The organism is Pseudomonas sp. WS 5078, assembly GCF_012985745.1.
Taxonomy (GTDB): Bacteria; Pseudomonadota; Gammaproteobacteria; order Pseudomonadales; family Pseudomonadaceae; genus Aquipseudomonas; species Aquipseudomonas lundensis_A.
This window is the reverse complement of the sequence record NZ_JAAQWX010000003.1, coordinates 270,012-286,427: the sequence shown is the minus strand read 5'-3', so window position 1 is coordinate 286,427 and position 16,416 is coordinate 270,012. Positions and strand designations below refer to the sequence as shown.

The window sequence follows — 16,416 nt, the reverse complement described above, 5'->3', positions numbered from 1 at the left end:
TCCAGCCTAAAAAATCCCCGCCCTTCGAGAGAAGCGCGGGGATTTTTTTATCCCACAGATCTGCCAGCGCAGGGACGTGTTACGCAAAATTGACGGCTGAAACGAGTTACGCGGGGGTTGAGGTCGATGGCCTGGCGTACTGGCTCATTGCTGTGGAAGGGCGCGATACAGATCAGGGCGTCGTGAGCTTGTTGTTCTGCGGCGCTGACGACCACCAAGCGGCGCATTCTCTGTTGTCGCCCAGTGGCCACAATCATCCCCTTTTGGCCTGTCTGCCACTGTGAACCCGAGCGGTGCGCGGCAAGAATCAAAACAGCATCGCTGCCAGGCGTCCCGGCACAACAGCCTGCGCGGGTAACTGCTGTGTACAGAACATAAAAACGATTGCTCTCACGCCATTTGGGGAAATACGTCATGAATGCATTGAAATGCGCACTGAAGACTTCCGTCTGCGGGCTGGCGTTAATGGCTGGCGCGACGTTGGCAGATCAACGCGAGCTACGTGTGTACAACTGGGCTGACTACATCCTGCCCTCCGTGCCCAAGGACTTTGCCAAAGAGATGGGCATCAACGTGACGTGGGACACGTTCGACACCAACGAGTCGCTGGAAGCCAAGCTGCTGACAGGTCATTCGGGCTATGACCTTGTAGTGCCGTCGAACCAGTTCCTTGATACCCAGATCAAGGCAGGCGTATTTCAAAAACTGGACCGCAGCAAACTGCCGAATTGGCAGCATCAAGACCCTGAGCTGCTCAAGTTGCTGGATCAAAACGACCCCGGTAATCAGTTCGCCATTCCATACATGTACGGAACCGTGTTGATTGGCTTTAACCCGGCGAAGGTTAAAGCGGCGCTGGGCGACAATGCGCCCGTCAACAGTTGGGACTTGGTGTTCAAGCCCGAGAACATGCAGAAGCTCAAGTCCTGTGGCGTGGCCATGCTCGACTCTGCGTCGGAAATCCTGCCCTTGGCCCTGCATTATCTTGGGCTGGACCCCAACAGCCAGAATCCGTCGGACTATGAAAAAGCCAAAGCGTTGATGATGAAAATCCGTCCTTACGTGACTTACTTCAACTCCGCCAAATACATGACCGACATCGCGAACGGGGATATTTGCGTGGCCATTGGCTACTCGGGCAGCTTCTACCAGTTTGGCAACCGAGCCAAGGAGGCTGGCAATGGTGTCGTGGTTGATTGGCGCTTGCCCAAGGAGGGCGCGCCGATCTGGTTTGACACATTCGCCATCCCTAAAAGTGCCAAGAATGTCGACGAAGCCCACGCGTTTATTAACACCTTGCTCGACCCCAACATCATCGCCCCGATCAGTGACTTTCTCGGCTACCCCAATGCCAACAAAGACTCGCTTGCACTGATCAACAAAGACATCACAGGCAACCCCAACCTGACCCCAACTCCCGAGGCCCTTAAAACCCTGTACGTGGTACAACCGCTGCCACAAAAGCTGGAACGGGTGCGCACACGCGTCTGGACCAGTATTAAGTCGGATAAGTAATGGTCTGGGGTTTGGCAAGGTGGGGGGGCTTTGCCGGGTAAGGCGCCAATGCCAGGCAGTATGGGGCGTTCGAGCGGTTCATAATGTTCGGGGTTTTTTGTACGGCGCTTCGAGCGACAGTGGCAGGTGTTACCAACCCCTCATTGAAAGGATAACGTCATGCCTGCTCACGACCATCTTGGCTCCCCTTACGCCTCACAACTCGCTGCCTGTAATGACCATTACCATGCGGTGTGTTCAATCAATAAATTCGGTCCCATCGCTCATACCCATGCGCTTGCGCAGGTTTTTTTGGAGCGCGAATTGGCCGGTGATGAGTGGGAGGCGCTGGAGATGGCGCGCTTGTCGCTCGATCATACTCGCCGCCTGGTGGCAGGTGAAAAGCTCAATAAGCACGCCCATGCCGTGCTTAAGGCCAGGGCCAAGCCGCAATCAGCACAGGTGAATGTTTCAGCGCCAGTGGGCGCAGAGCTTGCTTGAACGCCTCCGTGCGACAAGCGCTCAGCGCTTGTCGTTTTACTGATTGTTTGCTGATTGTTAGAAGGTCTGCGCATGAACATGTCTCAAAAACCCGATAGCCGTACCCGCGATTCTCTGGCCCCGACAATGGCCGACATGCTTACCGTCTCGTTGCAAGAGAGCAAGGCGCTGATAAACAGCGTCACGCTCTATGAGGCTTCCAAGTTGCTGGGGGCTTTTTCTACCAGTGTGGTGGATTACGGCAAAAGCGCGCGCAAATGGCGTGCGCACACGTTGTCACGTTTGCCCATTGATTGCTGGAAGTGCGCAGACGGTTTTTTTTATGTGGAGCCGCTTAAGGAAGCATCGCTCAAGTACATGAGTGCTACTGCACCTGAAGACGCGGATGCGTCAGCCTGGAACCAGCTTGAGAATCGCAGGGCATTGCACAAAGCGCTGGTCGAGGTTTTACCTGCGGACATGCGCCAAACGTACGCCGAGATGCTTGAGTGGACTCAGATCGAGCCTCAATCGCAGACACAGCCGGTGTTGGAAGATATGGCGCTGGCTCGCACGGTATATGCTCTGGATCACCTGTTTTATCGGGAGTACGCCGCCTGTGAAGACGAACTACGGCGTCAGGAGAACTTCCCGGAGCGCGATTCGATCCCTTTTGAATGGATGGGGTGGCTGGCTGACAAGGCTGTACAAAAGGTTAACGCGCACCTGTTTATCTGGGGAGCGCTGCCTCTTCCCTGGCTGGACAAGGATCTTCCTGAAGACGATCCCGTGGATGTCCCGACGCCATGTCAGCCTCCCCATAAGCCTGAGGGTGAACTCACGCTGGAGTTGCTGTGCAATGTGGTGGGTAACCGGGCGTTACTGGAGTCTGCCCGCATTGGGGATTTGGCCGAAGCAGCTGCCCGTGTCAGCGTCGACCTGCTCAGCGCACTGAATCGGCAGCAGGTGGTTAATATCCCCGAACTTCGCAGTTGTGATGACCTCAGGGACACGCTCAAGCAGTGGTTTGGGGATCAAGGTGTGCTGGCGCATGAGCCTGGATTCGAGATGCCCTTGAAGGGCGACAACCTCGAAGTGGTGCTGTACCACACCTTCGAGGTGCAACAGCATTACGTGAAAACCCGCGGATCGATTGCGCCGGATTCGCACCGCAACCCGGAAAACTCATTTATGTTCGCGCTGGCGATGGTGGCCTGTTTCTATGGGCGCATCAGCCTTGACAAAGAATTTTCGGGAAGCACGTATCCCACGTATGCGGTATTCCCCGCCCAGAACAAGCAGCAGGGTTTGGCGTATCGCTTCAAGCCCTTGGCGCCGCATGCTCGGGAGCTGATCAAAAGTATCTATGGGCAGATATTTTTTGCGAATACCGGCTGGGAGATTCGTGCTGAAGCGATTACGACGTATGCCGAAGGCCTGGCCTTAAAACGTTCCTGCCTGCAGGAACTGACGTTCAACACTTTTAAGCGTACGGCCCCTCATCTTTTGCTGAAACTTCATCAAGCGTTCAGCCGAATGGCAGAGCGTAAGAAAGCTGATTGCTTGCAGGGTTTGCCGCAGGGTTCATCGCCTCCCTCAGAGATGGCGTGCATTCAGCTGGCGATTGATGACTTGTTTGCCTAGCCGGTACGGCGGGTGAGATGGCCGGGTTACAGCGGCAACACGCGGTCATGGATGACCCGTTTCATTACCAGTGTCGACACCAGGCGCTGTACGTTGGGCAGCGCGCTGAGGTGTTCGTCGTAGAGCTGCTGGTAGGCCGGCAAATCTTTGGCGATGACGTGCAGCAGATAATCCGGGTCGCCAAACAGCCGTTGGGCTTCGACGATTTGCGGGATGTCTGGCAGCGCGGCCTCGAAGTCGGCTACGGCCTGACGCGTGACTTCGCGCAGGGTCACGAACACCATCGCTGAAAAGTTCAGTCCCAGCTCGCTGGGCGCCAGCACGGCGCGATAGCCCAAAATAACCCCGGCCTCTTCCAATGCCCGCACCCGACGATGGCACGGCGACAGACTGAGACCCACGCGATCAGCCAGTTCGGTGAGAGAAAGTCGGCCGTCGGTGTGCAGTTCAGCAAGAATCTTTCGGTCAATTCGATCCACTGAGAAGAACCTTCTAATTGTGTGGCGCTGGTCGGGGATAAACGCAAAGTAATCCTAGCAGCCTTTACCTAATCTTCTACTCGTTGCTTTCGCCGCGCGCGGTGTCCGCAAAGTGGCTTGTTCCTCAACTCTCTCTCGCCCGTAGAAGGTGCTTATCTCGTGACTCTCAGTGTTCTGGCCGCGTTCTGGGCGGTGTCGTTCCTGTTCATCATCACCCCTGGCGCAGATTGGGCTTACGCCATTTCGGCAGGGATGCGCGGACGTTGGGTAACGCCTGCAGTCGCAGGTTTGTTGTCGGGGCATCTACTGGCGACGATCATTGTCGCGGCGGGCGTCGGCGGGTTGATGGCCAGCAATCCGATGATTCTTAAGGTGCTGACCGTGGCTGGGTCGCTGTATTTATTCTGGCTTGGCGTGGGGATGCTCAGAAACCCCGCAACCCCGGTGTCCGGAAGCGTTCAGGTGGCGGACTCCTGGTCACGTTGGGCGTGGAAGGGGTTGTGCGTCAGCGGTTTGAATCCGAAGGTGTTTTTGTTGTTTCTGGCGCTGTTGCCGCAGTTCACCGACCCCCTGTCGACATGGCCAGTGCCTGCGCAGATCGTGGCCCTGGGCGGGCTGCATGCGGTCAGTTGCGGCGTTGTGTATTTATTGGTTGGATTCGGTGCCCGCGCGGTGTTGCAAACCCGGCCCGGCGCCGCGCAACGGGTCAGTCAGACCTCGGGCGCCATCATGATCCTGATTGCCCTGATATTGCTGGCCGAGCAGATGCTGTAACCCGTCGCTGCCCGTGTGTCAGGGCAGCGAGGGTGCAGGGCTTAGAAGTCTGCCTTGAGCGACATAACGACGTTACGCGGTTCGCCATAGAAGTTGCCGAACCCTTCAGTGCCGATACTGGCGTAGTAGCGTTTGTCGAACAGGTTGTTGCCATTGAGCGCGACCGACCAGGTGTCATCAATGCGATAGCCAATGCGCCCGTTCCATACCGCGTAACCCGCCTGGCTGACGTCGTTGCCGCTGATGGGCGACACGCGGTAATTGCTGCTCTGCGCGTTGACGCCCGCCCCTAACGTGACGCGCTCCAGGGCGCCCGTCAGTGCGTAATCGGCCCACACCCGCAACAGGTGACGCGGCACGTAAGAGGTGTAGGCCAGGCCTTTCTGATCGGGCTGGGCGTCTTCCAGTACTTTGCTCTGGGTGTAGGTGTAGCCCGCCAGCAGTTGCAGGCGCTCGATAACTTCGCCGCTGATTTCTGCCTCGAAGCCCTGGGCGCGGACTTTGCCGGAGTTCAGTGAGCAACTGCTGTCCGGGCACAACGGATCATCTTGCGCGGCATCGTTTTGCACGGTGCGGAACAGGTTAAAAGCGCTGTTGAGGCGTCCTTCGAACCATTCGCCCTTGATCCCCAGCTCGTAACTTTTGCCGATTAACGGTTTGAGGCTGCTGCCGTCGATGGTTTTGTAGCCGCCTTGTGGGGTGAAAATGTCGGTATAGCTGGCGTAAGTGGTGAGGTTATCGTTGATGTCGAACAACACGGCGGCAAAGGGGGTGACTTGCCCGCTTTCCCTGGCTTTGGAGCTGACCGGGGTGCCTTCACCGCGCCAGTAGGTGGTGGAGTCGCTGTCCGATGAGTACCAACTGACCCGGCTGCCAACCACAACGGTCAGAGGATCGGCCAGTTTCAGTCGGGCGAGGCTGTAGGCGCCATATTGCTGGATGCGCATGTCCACCGGGCCGCCCCGCGAGGCATTGGCAAGGTAGTAGCCCTCGTCCGGCCGTGGCAGATGGTGATCCGGATTGAAGATGTCCTGGCGCTGGGGCAGGGCCGCCACGGCGTAGAAGTCATCTTTATGCGAGCGACTGGCGTTGGAGCCCACGATCAGTTCGTGCGCTTGGCCGAAGGCATCAAACGTGCCATCGACATAGGCATCGAAGCCGTAGTCGACCTGATCGTAGTCGTAAATGCTCCCCAGCATGAGCGTGTTGGTGTGGGTAGCACCTACGGGAACAGGCCCGCTGGGGAAGGCGTATTCCATGTCCTGGGTATTTTTGGAATACACCCCGGCCACCTTGAGTGCCCAGTCGTCACTGAGGGTGTGGGTCAGGTCACTGAAGACGGTCGTGCGTTTGCTGCGCTGGTTATTCCACGCGGTATTCAGGCAGGTGGAGCGGTTGAGCTTCAAGTCGCTGCCGTTGGCATAGCGCGGCAACCCACCCCAGCACGGGGTGGCATCTACGTCTTCATACGCCAGGCCCAGGCCGAGCGTGGTGTCCGGGGTGAGGTCCAGATCAAGGGCGCCGTAGTAAATCTGGTCGCGGCGTTCAGCGACGTCATAAAAATACTGGCGGGTTTGTTGGGCCATTACGGCGCGGCCTCGCAACGTGCCGGACTCATTCAAGGGCCCGCCGGTGTCCACCAGGCCGCGATAGTTGTCCCATGTGCCCGCCGAGAGCGAGAGTTGCGTGTGCGGCGTGTACCCGCCGCGTTTGCGCACAAAATTGACTCCGCCCGCTGTGCCGCCCGCGCCCTTCATCATGCCGGCGGCACCGCGCAACACCTCAACCCGGTCATAAATTGCCATGTCGCTGTTGAAGCTGTCGGCCTGTACGTAGCTGCTGCCGATGTCCAGCGGCACGCCGTCGTACTGATACTGGCCGCTCATGCGAAATCCGCGCGAGTAAAAGTACTTACCGCCCATGGGGGAGTCGTACACGGTGATTCCGGGGACTTTCTCCATGACTTGATCGATGGTGTTGAGGTTTTGGTCATCGAGCATTTTGCGGGTGATCACGGTGACGGACTGTGGTGTTTCTTTGAGGCTGTGTGAACCTTTGCCGATGGTGACCGCCTGGGCCGTGTAAGACCCGGAACCTTCAGTGGTGGCGTCGCGGCTTTGCTCGACGACGCGGGTGACCCCCAATTGCAGTGCATCGCCGTTTTGCGGAGCCGGTTCGACGCTGAAGTTGCCCTGGCCCGTGATGCGCAATTGCAGACGGCTGCCTGCCAGTGCCGCGTCCATCGCCTGCTCGGGCGACATGCGCCCGACCACAGCCGGTGCCTGTTTGCCCTGCACGAGGGCGGGTTCAAGGGAGATGATGTTCCCGCTCTGGCTGGCAATCGAATTGAGGGTAGTGGCCAAGGGGCCAGCCCGAAGGTTGAAATTCACGTCTTGCGCTTGAACCAGTGCAGGGCTCGCCACCGTTGCCAGAGCAACGGCAACGCAGAGGGCGTTGGGCCACGGGTTGATCACAGCATTCTCCTGATCGTGTGAAGGTGTCAGGAGATAGGTGGGATGAGAAATGAAAACCGGACACAAATACGATTAATGTTCAAAAAGAAAACATCACTCTCATCGGGCGCTGATCACGGTCAGCCATGGGCTGTAGTGATCCACGCGAATGGCATGGGTTTCTGCCAGTGCGGCGAATGCCCGCTGGGGATCGTTGAGCGGATACACGCCTTGTACGCGTAATTGCCGTACCTCGGGCGCCACGCGTACGAAGCCACGGGTATAAGGCCTCAACGCATCCACGACCTGCTCCAGCGGATCATCCAGCACGTTCAGCCTGCCGCTTTGCCAGTCGGCGCGCTGGCGTTGTTCACCAGGCGCCGGGGTGATGCGGTCGGCATGCAGCAGCGCTGACTGGCCTTCTTGCAGGTTAAGCGTAGCGCCGTTGGGCAGGCGGGTTTCAACGGCATGCTGCAACACCACGACGCGGCTGACCCCGTGCTCTTGAGACACCAGAAAGCGCGTGCCCAAGGCGCGGACTTCACCCTGCGCCGTACGCACCCGCAAGGGCCGTTGTGGATCGGGCGCTACCTGAATCACCAGTTCGCCGCGGCGCAAGATGAGCAGGCGTTGAGCGGCATCGAAGTGCAGGTCCACGGCGCTGTTGGCATTGAGGCTCAAGTGGCTGCCATCTGCCAGATTGAAGTCTTGACGTTGAGCGCGGCCCGTTGACAGGTCGGCCAGCAAGGAAACACCAGACGGGCTTTTTGCGCCGAGCCATACACCGCCGCCCAGCACTCCCAGCCCTGCGATCATGCGCAAGGCGTCACGCCGCGTGGTGTGGGGTTGAAGCAGGACCTTGCGGGCTTCGCTGGCCTGGCCGGGTACGCGGTTATCCAGTGCGCGCAATGGGTTGAACGAGGCGCCGATGCGGTTTTGCAGCGTGGTCCACGCCTGCTGGTGAGCCGGGTCGTGATTGAGCCAACACGTGAAGCGCTTGAGCAGATCCGGCGTGGGCGTCTCGGCGCGCAGTTTGACCATCCAGTCAATCGCCTGTTCGCTGAGCGGGTCCAGTTGCGGCTTGCTCATTGGCTGGCCTCGCACAGGTAGCACATGCGCAAGGCTTGCTTCATGTAGCGGCTGACGGTGCGTTCTGAAAGCCCCAGCTTTTGAGCGATGGCCACGTAGCTCAAACCGTCGAGCTGGCTGTAAAGGAATGTGGCTTTGACCGCCATCGGCAAGCCGTCGAGCGCGCGGTCAATGGCAATCAGTGCTTCGGTCAGTTGCAGTTGTTCTTCTGGCGAGGGGGCGACGGCTTCCGGCAACAGCGCCAATCGCTCCAGGTAGGCCAGTTCCAGCTGGCGTCGTCGGTGTCGATCGAAGATCAGTCGCCGGGCAATGGTCGAGAGATAAGCACGGGGTTGCTCAATGCTGTCCGTATCCACCTGGGCCGCCAGCAACTGGCAAAACGTGTCCGCCGCCGTGTCCTGTGCGTCGGCGTGATTACGTAAGCGGCGCTGAATGTGTTGCAGCAACCAGCGATGATGATCGCTGAAAAAGAAACCCAGCTTGCTGGTCGAAGGAGAATGCACCGGTTGGCGTCCAGATGTGAGTGCGAATAGTTCTCAATAGTAGCGGCGAGATGATGGCCACTGCAATCACTGCGTGCGCGGATGCATACACACCGGTGTCGGGTCGTGATTGGAGAGACGCCGCGGGTGCGGGCATAATTGGTCACTGACATTGTTTGCAACATCTGACTGGAGTCGCCCATGAAATCCCCCGTCTTGCCAGGCCTGGCCCTGATTGTCGCTGCCGGAATGATGAGCTCATCGGCCGTCGCAGCGGGGGATGCCGAAGCGGGCGGCAGGTTATTCACGAAAATGTGCGCGGGTTGCCACAGCATCGGCAAAGGCGCCCGGGGCGGTTTTGGCCCACAACTCAATGGTGTGATCGGGCGGCCTGCCGCGGCAACCAAGGACTATCAATACTCTGACGCCATGAAAAATTCAGGCGTGGTGTGGACCAGAGACAAACTGGCGGCCTACATCGAGGCGCCGAAGAAAGTGGTCAGTGGCACGCGCATGATTTTCTGGGGGATTAGCGATCAGGAGAAAATCGACAACCTGCTGGCTTATCTGGAGACCTTCCAGGACGCAGATCACTGAATGTCTTTCAAATAACCCCTGAGGTGGGTCAGCGGGGTGCCCATTTGCTCCAGGGTCTGAGCGTGGGCGAAGGCGGTGGCGAGCTTGTGCAGCTCGCGTCCCAATGGCTTCTGTGTGCTGCCTAAAGCGTTCAGTGCCAAGTTCAGGCAATCGGCCATTTTTGCCTGAATGGCAGGCACATCGTCGTTGCGCACCAGCAACGCAAACACTTCGCGCTGATACTCATCCATTACAGGGTCGTCGCGCAGAATCGGACTATGACCGTCGGTCTCATAGACCAACTTGAGAGAGAAAAGGGCGACAGTCTCCAGCGACGATTCCATATAGAGATTTCCTGTTTTAAAGGTGCCGGACAGCAGTGTTCACTTTTCTGCAGGCGAAAAAAAAGACCTTGAATTTCAAGGTCTTTTTTTAAGATGGTGCCCGAGGGAGACTCGTGCGTTCCATATAAACCGTGCCTTGCAGCGGGATTGTACATGTTGGGATACATGTAGGGATACATCCTGCACGATCCTAGTGAGGTCTATGTATGGTAGCTAACTGTAAACGTCGTCTCAATCAGTTCATTTTTTGAGGCTGAACTCATGTGCGGTAGAAAAGGCGGGACCTAGCTCGTCCAGCAACGCGGTTAGAGTTGTAACCAATCGCCCAATGGTTTGCTCAATTTCAGCAGCTCCTGTTGATGAGTAGTCCCGTTTGAGTTCTTTGATGTCTACGGAGCCGGTGTCCACGTTGAATTGCTCTACACCCATGAAGATCCCCAGTTCCCGGCTCGAGTAGGCATTTGAGTGAATCAACTCATTTCTAGGCCCACGGTAGTTATTCACGGCGGCAGCTACTGCGCTCAAGGCCCCATGCAGCCTAGGACGCTTTGTTTTCGTCTCGCTCTGAACGAATTGATTTCCTCCCACACCCTCATATTTTTTTGAAGGTAACAGCAGAGAAGCCCCAACAAGGCGATGTGCCCGATCCACCAATCCAATCACCCGAAGTACGAAGTTCTCGTAGTGGTAGCGATAGACATCTGGGTTGGGGTTTATCTCGGAGCTAAGCTCGTTTACGAATCTGTGTGCTAGGCGCAAGGAGATAAGTGCGGTGTCTAGTTCGGCGACCCGCTCAAAGACACCACTGGCGTATGTCTCAATGGTTGAAACGGAAAAGCTATCCTTGCCTGCAGAAAAATTGGTTATGCCTTTTTCGCAGTAGCTGTGCATGTGGGGGAGAAGAACAACCAGATTGGGATGATCTATCAAATTTTTGTCTGTCGATGTGTCTTGCAAATTGCACCTCCTTAATGTGCTTTTATCTGTTTAGGCTTTGCGTCTGCGGGGCAATCATGAATACGGCGTGCCGGACCCTCAGATTACTTAACGCAGAGATTCCCTGGCCTAGCTGCAGGTTTCCGATTCCTGCTGATCCAATGGGGTCCGGCCTGAAAAGCGGCGGGGCCCCTGACGCTTTTCCTCTCACACGGGGCAGGAAACCCGCGGGATTTTTTTAGCAGCAGGGCATCCACCTTATTGAAATTTCAATCGTTGAAATTGAAAGGTATTGAAGAAAAGAGGAGGGGTGGCTCTTGGCCCGCAGAAGGGCATTGGATGTGTTGCTGATAGTGAACACCTAGGTGAGTCAACTGGGTCAACCGGTCAAGTGTGGTCAACAAACTTTGGAACCCAGCCACTAACGATTTCGTGCGGGTTTCCTGCCCCGTACTTAGCAATAAGTCCCAGGGGGCCCAGTGCTTTTGACGCGCAGGGAAGTGCCCCCGTTCCTATCGCTGAAGGCTCCGCCAATCTTGGGGCTAGGGGATGTTCTCTAGAAAGTGATGTTACCAGTGTTACAGGTGTTACAAATAAATATAAGTATATGATTTTAAAGATTTTATATGATTGTTACATCGTTTGGAGTAGCCCTCTTAGGGAAGTGTTACAAGAATTGCGGGTGTTACACGTGACGTCCTCTGGAATGATCGCTATCGACCCAAGCTTGAAGTTGGCTTGAGGCAGCAATCGGCCAAAAGCAGCCGCTCAAAGTTATCTAGGAAAGCCGGGGCGATTCAAACTCCATTTGTTTAAAACGTCGCTTTGATCTGTAAGCCCACGGCCAAAGCGTTGCCTCTTTTTTTGCCGGAGAACGCTCCAGGCTCAATGTAGTACTGCAGGTCAGGACGCAGCAGCAGCCAAGGGGTGACCTGCGCGCCATAGTTAAGCTCAATCATCTGCTCGCCATTGTCGAGGTTGGCAATCATCTCGTATTCGCCGAAGCTGGTCGCCGCCGCTTCTTGTACATCACGCGTACGGGAGTTGAGCACGGCCCGGCCATAACCCAAAGCAATGCTGTCATGCGGGCGGCTGGCAAAAGGCTTTTGCTTAACCAGGCCGACCGAGTACCAGCGACGCATTGGTGAGGTGGCTGCGTTGCTGGTGGCTGCCTGGCCGAAGAGGCGTAGCACCCTTTCAGGGTCTTGCTCATCCCTCCAGATTGCCTGGTCCATCAACACGTAAGCCCCGGTGCGATTGCTGCTTTTTTCTGTGCTGCCAATTTTTTGCGAGTTAGAGCTGTCGTAGTACCAGCCGACTTTGTATTGGCCATTGAGAAAGGCGTTATTATTGAAGATGGCTTCCAGAGGCAGAATGGCCCCGGTGGAGTCGTGGCTGGGCATGGAAAACGCTTCAGAGGGAAGGCTGTTGTGCTCTGGGTTGACCTGGAATACCGCGGTTTGCAGCGTCAGTGAGTCGTTGACGTCGTAACGCAACTCTCCACCCCAGTGGGCCGTCGGGTAGTTGCCCCACCCGCTGCCGCTGGACATGGTCAATGGGTGTGCACAAAAGCCGGCGCTCACAAAGTTGGTCAGGATCGGCATGCCACCAAAATCGGTGCCCATCACCATGTAACCGATTTTGGCAGACACGTCCGGAGAAAACAGATTGCGCTGGTAACTGAACTCGGTCAGTCGCGTGTATTCGCCACCGTAGTTTTCTTGCGCAGAAAGGCGGTTGCCGAGCAAGTCTTCCGTGGCGCTGTGGCCGCGACGGTCGTTAACCAGAATTTGCACAAATCCAGCGTCCGGGGTGTCCAGCAGTTTACTCAGATCAAACTTGGCGCCCACGCGTATTTGTTGCGCATAGCGCGTACCTCGCTTGATCCCGCCATGCAAGTTGGAAATCGTTTCAGAGCTGTAGTCACCGGTCAGTGTGATGCCCTTGTCCACCAGTTTTTGGCGCTCCCCCCCCCAATCGCCGGTTAGTGTCGAACGACTCATCAGGTCGGAAGTGTCAGCCAGTGCTGAAGTCGGGCTCAAGATACACAGCGACAAACCGCTGCACAGGCTGGTGGTCAGCAGCGCGCGGAAAGAAAAAAACATTGGGGTGTGCTCCGTTGCAAAAAATTTTGGTGTATCGCTCAACGACACGCTGGCACGGCAGGAAACTGGCCCGCTTTAGCTTTTCTGGCCTGATACCGTCTTGAGAACTGCGGTGTCATAACCTGAACCCGGGCCGAGTTGATCCCTCCTTGGCTGTGCAAGAGGGTGTCCATGAGCGGGTATATGACGGGGGTGCGGGTGCTCGAAACCGTTCGGATGTTCGCTTCACATGACTAACAGGCCCTGAAAGTGGCAGGGCTGGTGAATGTCATCCCGTGTGAGCCGTAAGGCTAAGTTTATGTCGATATTTTTTTCAGATAAATCCAGGGAACTAAGAAACATTATTGGGGAGACAGTAATAATCGCGGTGGCGATATCCGGCCTTTCGCTTGCAGAAACGGCGATCGTTAGTGTTCAGCGCTTATTGCTTTTGAGGTCACTCGCACGTCAAAAAGAAGAGAAAACATTTGGGACTTCAACCCCCCTCCTTACCATGGATTATTACTGTTTCACCAACAATGTTTCTCAAACCTTTGGATTTATCCCAAGAAGCACCTGTATAAACTAGCTCAGAGTCTTCAGCTCGCTCTCGGAACGTCGAGCCAGCAGTGCCCGGACAAACACCTTCCCGCGTTTCGTAGAGCCTTCGGCATATTCATTGCGACTGCAGCAACCTGCTACACTGATTGCCGGTGCTCGCTTGCTGTCGGCAGGGCGGTAGTTCTGATTCCAACACCTGCCATGCCCAGTCCTGTTCGGGTTGAACTGAACATTTGACCCAGCTGTTCGCACAGCGTGCGGGCAGTTTTGTATTCACCCATAGAGCATTCACTAAATGACGAATGACCAACCATCTCAAACTTCAAGACGCTCAATGAGCACTATCGCGAGGGTACTCTTTTCCCTATTTGTATTTGCCGTGGCACTAGCTTTGATTTATGGCGGGGTCAAACTAGTGGCGCTGGACGGGTCAAGTTATTACTTGATCGCAGGCTTGACTTATCTCGTACTGGCGGCACTATTTCTGTTTCGCAAGCGTTCGGGTATTACTCTCTCTGTTGCCATATTCCTTGCGACCTGTGCCTGGGCCTTTTATGAAGTGGGTCAGTTCAGCTATTGGGAACTGCTTCCACGCTTGGTCATTCCTGCCATCATCCTGACACTCAGCCTGTGGGTCGGCGCCGCATTGCCGGACACGTCCTTGAGCACCCGGCGCGCCGCTAACCGGTTCGGGTTTGCCGTATTCCTGGCACTGGTCGCGACATTTATTGCTGCGTTCTACCCGCACGGCGGGATCTCGAACCCGGTCGCCGCCACTGACGCACCCAAGGCAGAAGAGCCCTCCAACGTCCCTGAAAACTGGGAGTTCTTTGGGCGTAATGCCTCGGGAACACGGTTTGCTCCTTACACGCAAATCACCTCGGACAACGTCAAGGACCTGCAGGTTGCCTGGACCTACAGAACAGGTCGTCGCACCACAGGTGCCGGCGCGGGTGTAGATGAAAATACACCGTTGCAGATCGGCAATGTTCTGTACTCGTGCACACCGGAAAACCTGATTACCGCACTGGACGGTGATACCGGGACCCCGCTCTGGAAATTCGATCCCAAAGCCAAAAGCGAAGAGCACGTGACTTGCCGCGGCGTGGGTTATTACGACATCGATAAAGACGACAGCCTAAGCGCTGAAGTCAAGGCGTCATATGGCAATGAGCAGCAGTGCCGCCAGCGTATACTGGTGTCGTCTGTGGATGCCCGTTTGTTTGCGGTTGATGCGCATACCGGCACCCTGTGCCCGAGCTTTGGCGACAACGGTTATGTCGATCTCAAGAAAGGCATGGGCCCGACTGAAAACAGCAAGCGCTATCACCCCACCTCGCTGCCGGTTGTCATGGGCCACCTCACCGTGGTCGGCGGCTGGGTACGGGACATTGTGGCGGGCGAACCTTCCGGTGCCGTACGCGCATTCGACGTTCTGACAGGTGCGTTGGTGTGGGCCTGGGATGTAGGTGCACCCGAGGGCAAGAACGCAGTGGCAGACGATCATCAGTTCGCTCTGGAGACGCCTAACGTCTGGACAATTCCGACCTACGATAAAGAGTTAAATCTGGTCTACCTGCCTACGGGCAATGGCCCGCCCGACTACTGGGGTGGTGATCGCAACCAGGTTAAAGAGAAGTTTGGTACGGCCGTTGTTGCAGTCGATGCATCAACCGGTAAAGCCAAATGGGTTTATCAGATCGTTCACCACGACGTCTGGGACTATGACCTGCCTTCGCAGCCTGTGCTCTATGACATCAAAAACGCCCAGGGCGAGAAGACTCCGGTCTTGATCCAGACCAGCAAGACAGGCAACATTTTTGTGCTGGATCGCCGTACCGGCAAGCCGGTTACAGAAGTTGAAGAGCGTGCGGTTCCTACCTCTCCAGCAGCAGAAGGCGAGCACCTGTCGCCTACCCAACCGTTCTCGGTCGGGATGCCGACCATTGGTGTCGACCCGCTGACCGAGAAGTCGATGTGGGGCGTGACAACTTTCGACCAACTGTATTGCCGGATCATGTTCAAAGACTCCGTCTACCTGGGTCCGTTTACACCGCCAAGTGAAAAACCGTACATCGAATGGCCTGGCTTGCTGGGCGGTATGAACTGGGGTGGTATCTCCATCGACGAAAACACCGGCATGATGTTCGTCAATGACATGCGCATGCCGCTGCGGATGTCACTAGTCAAAAAGGAAGACACCAAGAAGTTCAACGTGTCGACCGATGAAGTCCCGGGTTTCATGGGAACCATTCGCCCACAAGTCGCCGGTATCTATGGCGGGGTGAAAATCGACATTCTGCAGTCGCCACTGGGCGTACCGTGCAACACACCTCCCTTCGGCAGCATGAGCGCCATTGACCTCAACACCCAGAAACTGGTCTGGCAGGTTCCGTTGGGCACCGTCCAGGACACTGGCCCTCTGGGGATCAAAACGCACATGCCAATCCCGCTGGGCATGCCAACACTGGGTGGCCCGACCTCAACGGCATCTGGCCTGGTGTTCTTCGCCGGCACCCAGGACTACTACCTGCGAGCGCTGGATTCGGCCACCGGTAAAGAAGTCTGGAAAGCCCGCCTGCCGGTTGGCGCGGTTGCAGCCCCGCTGATCTACAAATCACCCAATACCGGGAAGCAGTACGTAGTCATCTCCGCAGGTGGCATGAGCCACTCGCCTGATGTCGGTGACTACATCATTGCCTATGCATTGCCGGACAGCATCATCCAGAAATAACCTCTTAATTGACGTTAACTCAAATGGCCCGCCTGCTCTCCAACAGGTGGGCTTTTTTGTTCTATACCAGTTGTTGTTCGGCTTCGGCCTAAATAACGCATTAAATTTTGTGCTTGTTACGAGAAGAGGACTTCGACTGATCTCATAGGTCCGGTAGTCTGCTTTCGGCCCAGGCTGTGTAAAAACGTTTTTCGGTGCGAAAGTTACTCAAAACCAGACTGGAAACCGCGCTTCTACCCCAAATCCACATCTGCTGATGTGCTGATGAATTTCAGATTTAACGCAG

General features: G+C 56.3%; 13 protein-coding genes. 6 read left to right on the top strand and 7 right to left on the bottom strand.

All coding sequences use genetic code 11. From position 1 onward, the window contains the following. Positions 1-414 precede the first annotated feature (414 nt). From HBN68_RS06675 to HBN68_RS06665, 3 genes are all read left to right on the top strand, one after another. The gene (locus tag HBN68_RS06675) at positions 415-1,515 is read left to right on the top strand and encodes a polyamine ABC transporter substrate-binding protein (protein WP_169963112.1); all 1,101 of its coding nucleotides are present in this window, start codon (positions 415-417) and stop codon (positions 1,513-1,515) included. 159 nt (positions 1,516-1,674) lie between these two features. After that, positions 1,675-1,995, top strand: coding sequence for a hypothetical protein (locus HBN68_RS06670; RefSeq protein WP_094993075.1), 321 nt, complete (start codon positions 1,675-1,677; stop codon positions 1,993-1,995). A 72-nt stretch (positions 1,996-2,067) separates the two neighbouring features. Then, on the top strand, positions 2,068-3,618 hold the full coding sequence (locus tag HBN68_RS06665) for a hypothetical protein (RefSeq protein WP_141232176.1): 1,551 nt from the start codon (positions 2,068-2,070) through the stop codon (positions 3,616-3,618). 26 nt (positions 3,619-3,644) lie between these two features. Here HBN68_RS06665 and HBN68_RS06660 read toward each other — a convergent pair whose 3' ends face one another. Continuing rightward, on the bottom strand, positions 3,645-4,097 hold the full coding sequence (locus tag HBN68_RS06660; RefSeq protein WP_047273821.1) for an Lrp/AsnC family transcriptional regulator: 453 nt from the start codon (positions 4,095-4,097) through the stop codon (positions 3,645-3,647). Between the two features lie 159 nt (positions 4,098-4,256). Between HBN68_RS06660 and HBN68_RS06655 the strand changes: the two genes are divergently transcribed. Continuing rightward, positions 4,257-4,871 (top strand): LysE family translocator, encoded by a 615-nt coding sequence (locus tag HBN68_RS06655; RefSeq protein ID WP_047273822.1) that lies wholly within the window; start codon positions 4,257-4,259, stop codon positions 4,869-4,871. Positions 4,872-4,912: 41 nt separating this feature from the next. On the opposite strand, the gene HBN68_RS06650 is transcribed toward HBN68_RS06655, so the two are convergent. From HBN68_RS06650 to HBN68_RS06640, 3 genes are all read right to left on the bottom strand, one after another. Further along, positions 4,913-7,345: a TonB-dependent receptor gene (locus HBN68_RS06650; RefSeq protein ID WP_169963114.1), complete on the bottom strand. Its 2,433-nt coding sequence runs from the start codon at positions 7,343-7,345 to the stop codon at positions 4,913-4,915. 99 nt (positions 7,346-7,444) lie between these two features. Next, positions 7,445-8,413 (bottom strand): FecR domain-containing protein, encoded by a 969-nt coding sequence (locus HBN68_RS06645; RefSeq protein WP_169963116.1) that lies wholly within the window; start codon positions 8,411-8,413, stop codon positions 7,445-7,447. Next, positions 8,410-8,916 carry a sigma-70 family RNA polymerase sigma factor gene (locus HBN68_RS06640; protein WP_094993079.1) on the bottom strand — a complete coding sequence of 169 codons (507 nt, stop codon included), beginning with the start codon at positions 8,914-8,916 and terminating at the stop codon, positions 8,410-8,412. The genes HBN68_RS06645 and HBN68_RS06640 overlap by 4 nt, the downstream gene beginning before the upstream one ends. Before the next feature lie 180 nt (positions 8,917-9,096). Here HBN68_RS06640 and HBN68_RS06635 point away from each other — a divergent pair, with 180 nt between their 5' ends. Then, a complete protein-coding gene (locus HBN68_RS06635) occupies positions 9,097-9,492 on the top strand; it encodes a cytochrome c family protein (protein ID WP_094993080.1) in 396 nt (131 codons plus the stop codon). Here HBN68_RS06635 and HBN68_RS06630 read toward each other — a convergent pair. The 3 genes from HBN68_RS06630 to HBN68_RS06620 all read right to left on the bottom strand — a co-directional run bounded on the left by HBN68_RS06630 (position 9,486) and on the right by HBN68_RS06620 (position 12,856). After that, positions 9,486-9,815 carry a hypothetical protein gene (locus HBN68_RS06630; RefSeq protein WP_169963118.1) on the bottom strand — a complete coding sequence of 110 codons (330 nt, stop codon included), beginning with the start codon at positions 9,813-9,815 and terminating at the stop codon, positions 9,486-9,488. The genes HBN68_RS06635 and HBN68_RS06630 overlap by 7 nt on opposite strands. 240 nt (positions 9,816-10,055) lie before the next feature. Beyond that, the gene (locus HBN68_RS06625) at positions 10,056-10,772 is read right to left on the bottom strand and encodes a Cthe_2314 family HEPN domain-containing protein (protein WP_169963120.1); all 717 of its coding nucleotides are present in this window, start codon (positions 10,770-10,772) and stop codon (positions 10,056-10,058) included. Between the two features lie 791 nt (positions 10,773-11,563). Beyond that, the gene (locus HBN68_RS06620; protein ID WP_047292077.1) at positions 11,564-12,856 is read right to left on the bottom strand and encodes a carbohydrate porin; all 1,293 of its coding nucleotides are present in this window, start codon (positions 12,854-12,856) and stop codon (positions 11,564-11,566) included. Between the two features lie 874 nt (positions 12,857-13,730). On the opposite strand from HBN68_RS06620, the gene HBN68_RS06615 reads away from it, so the two are divergent. Continuing rightward, the gene (locus HBN68_RS06615) at positions 13,731-16,130 is read left to right on the top strand and encodes a membrane-bound PQQ-dependent dehydrogenase, glucose/quinate/shikimate family (protein ID WP_088500413.1); all 2,400 of its coding nucleotides are present in this window, start codon (positions 13,731-13,733) and stop codon (positions 16,128-16,130) included. The last annotated feature ends 286 nt before the right edge of the window (positions 16,131-16,416 follow it).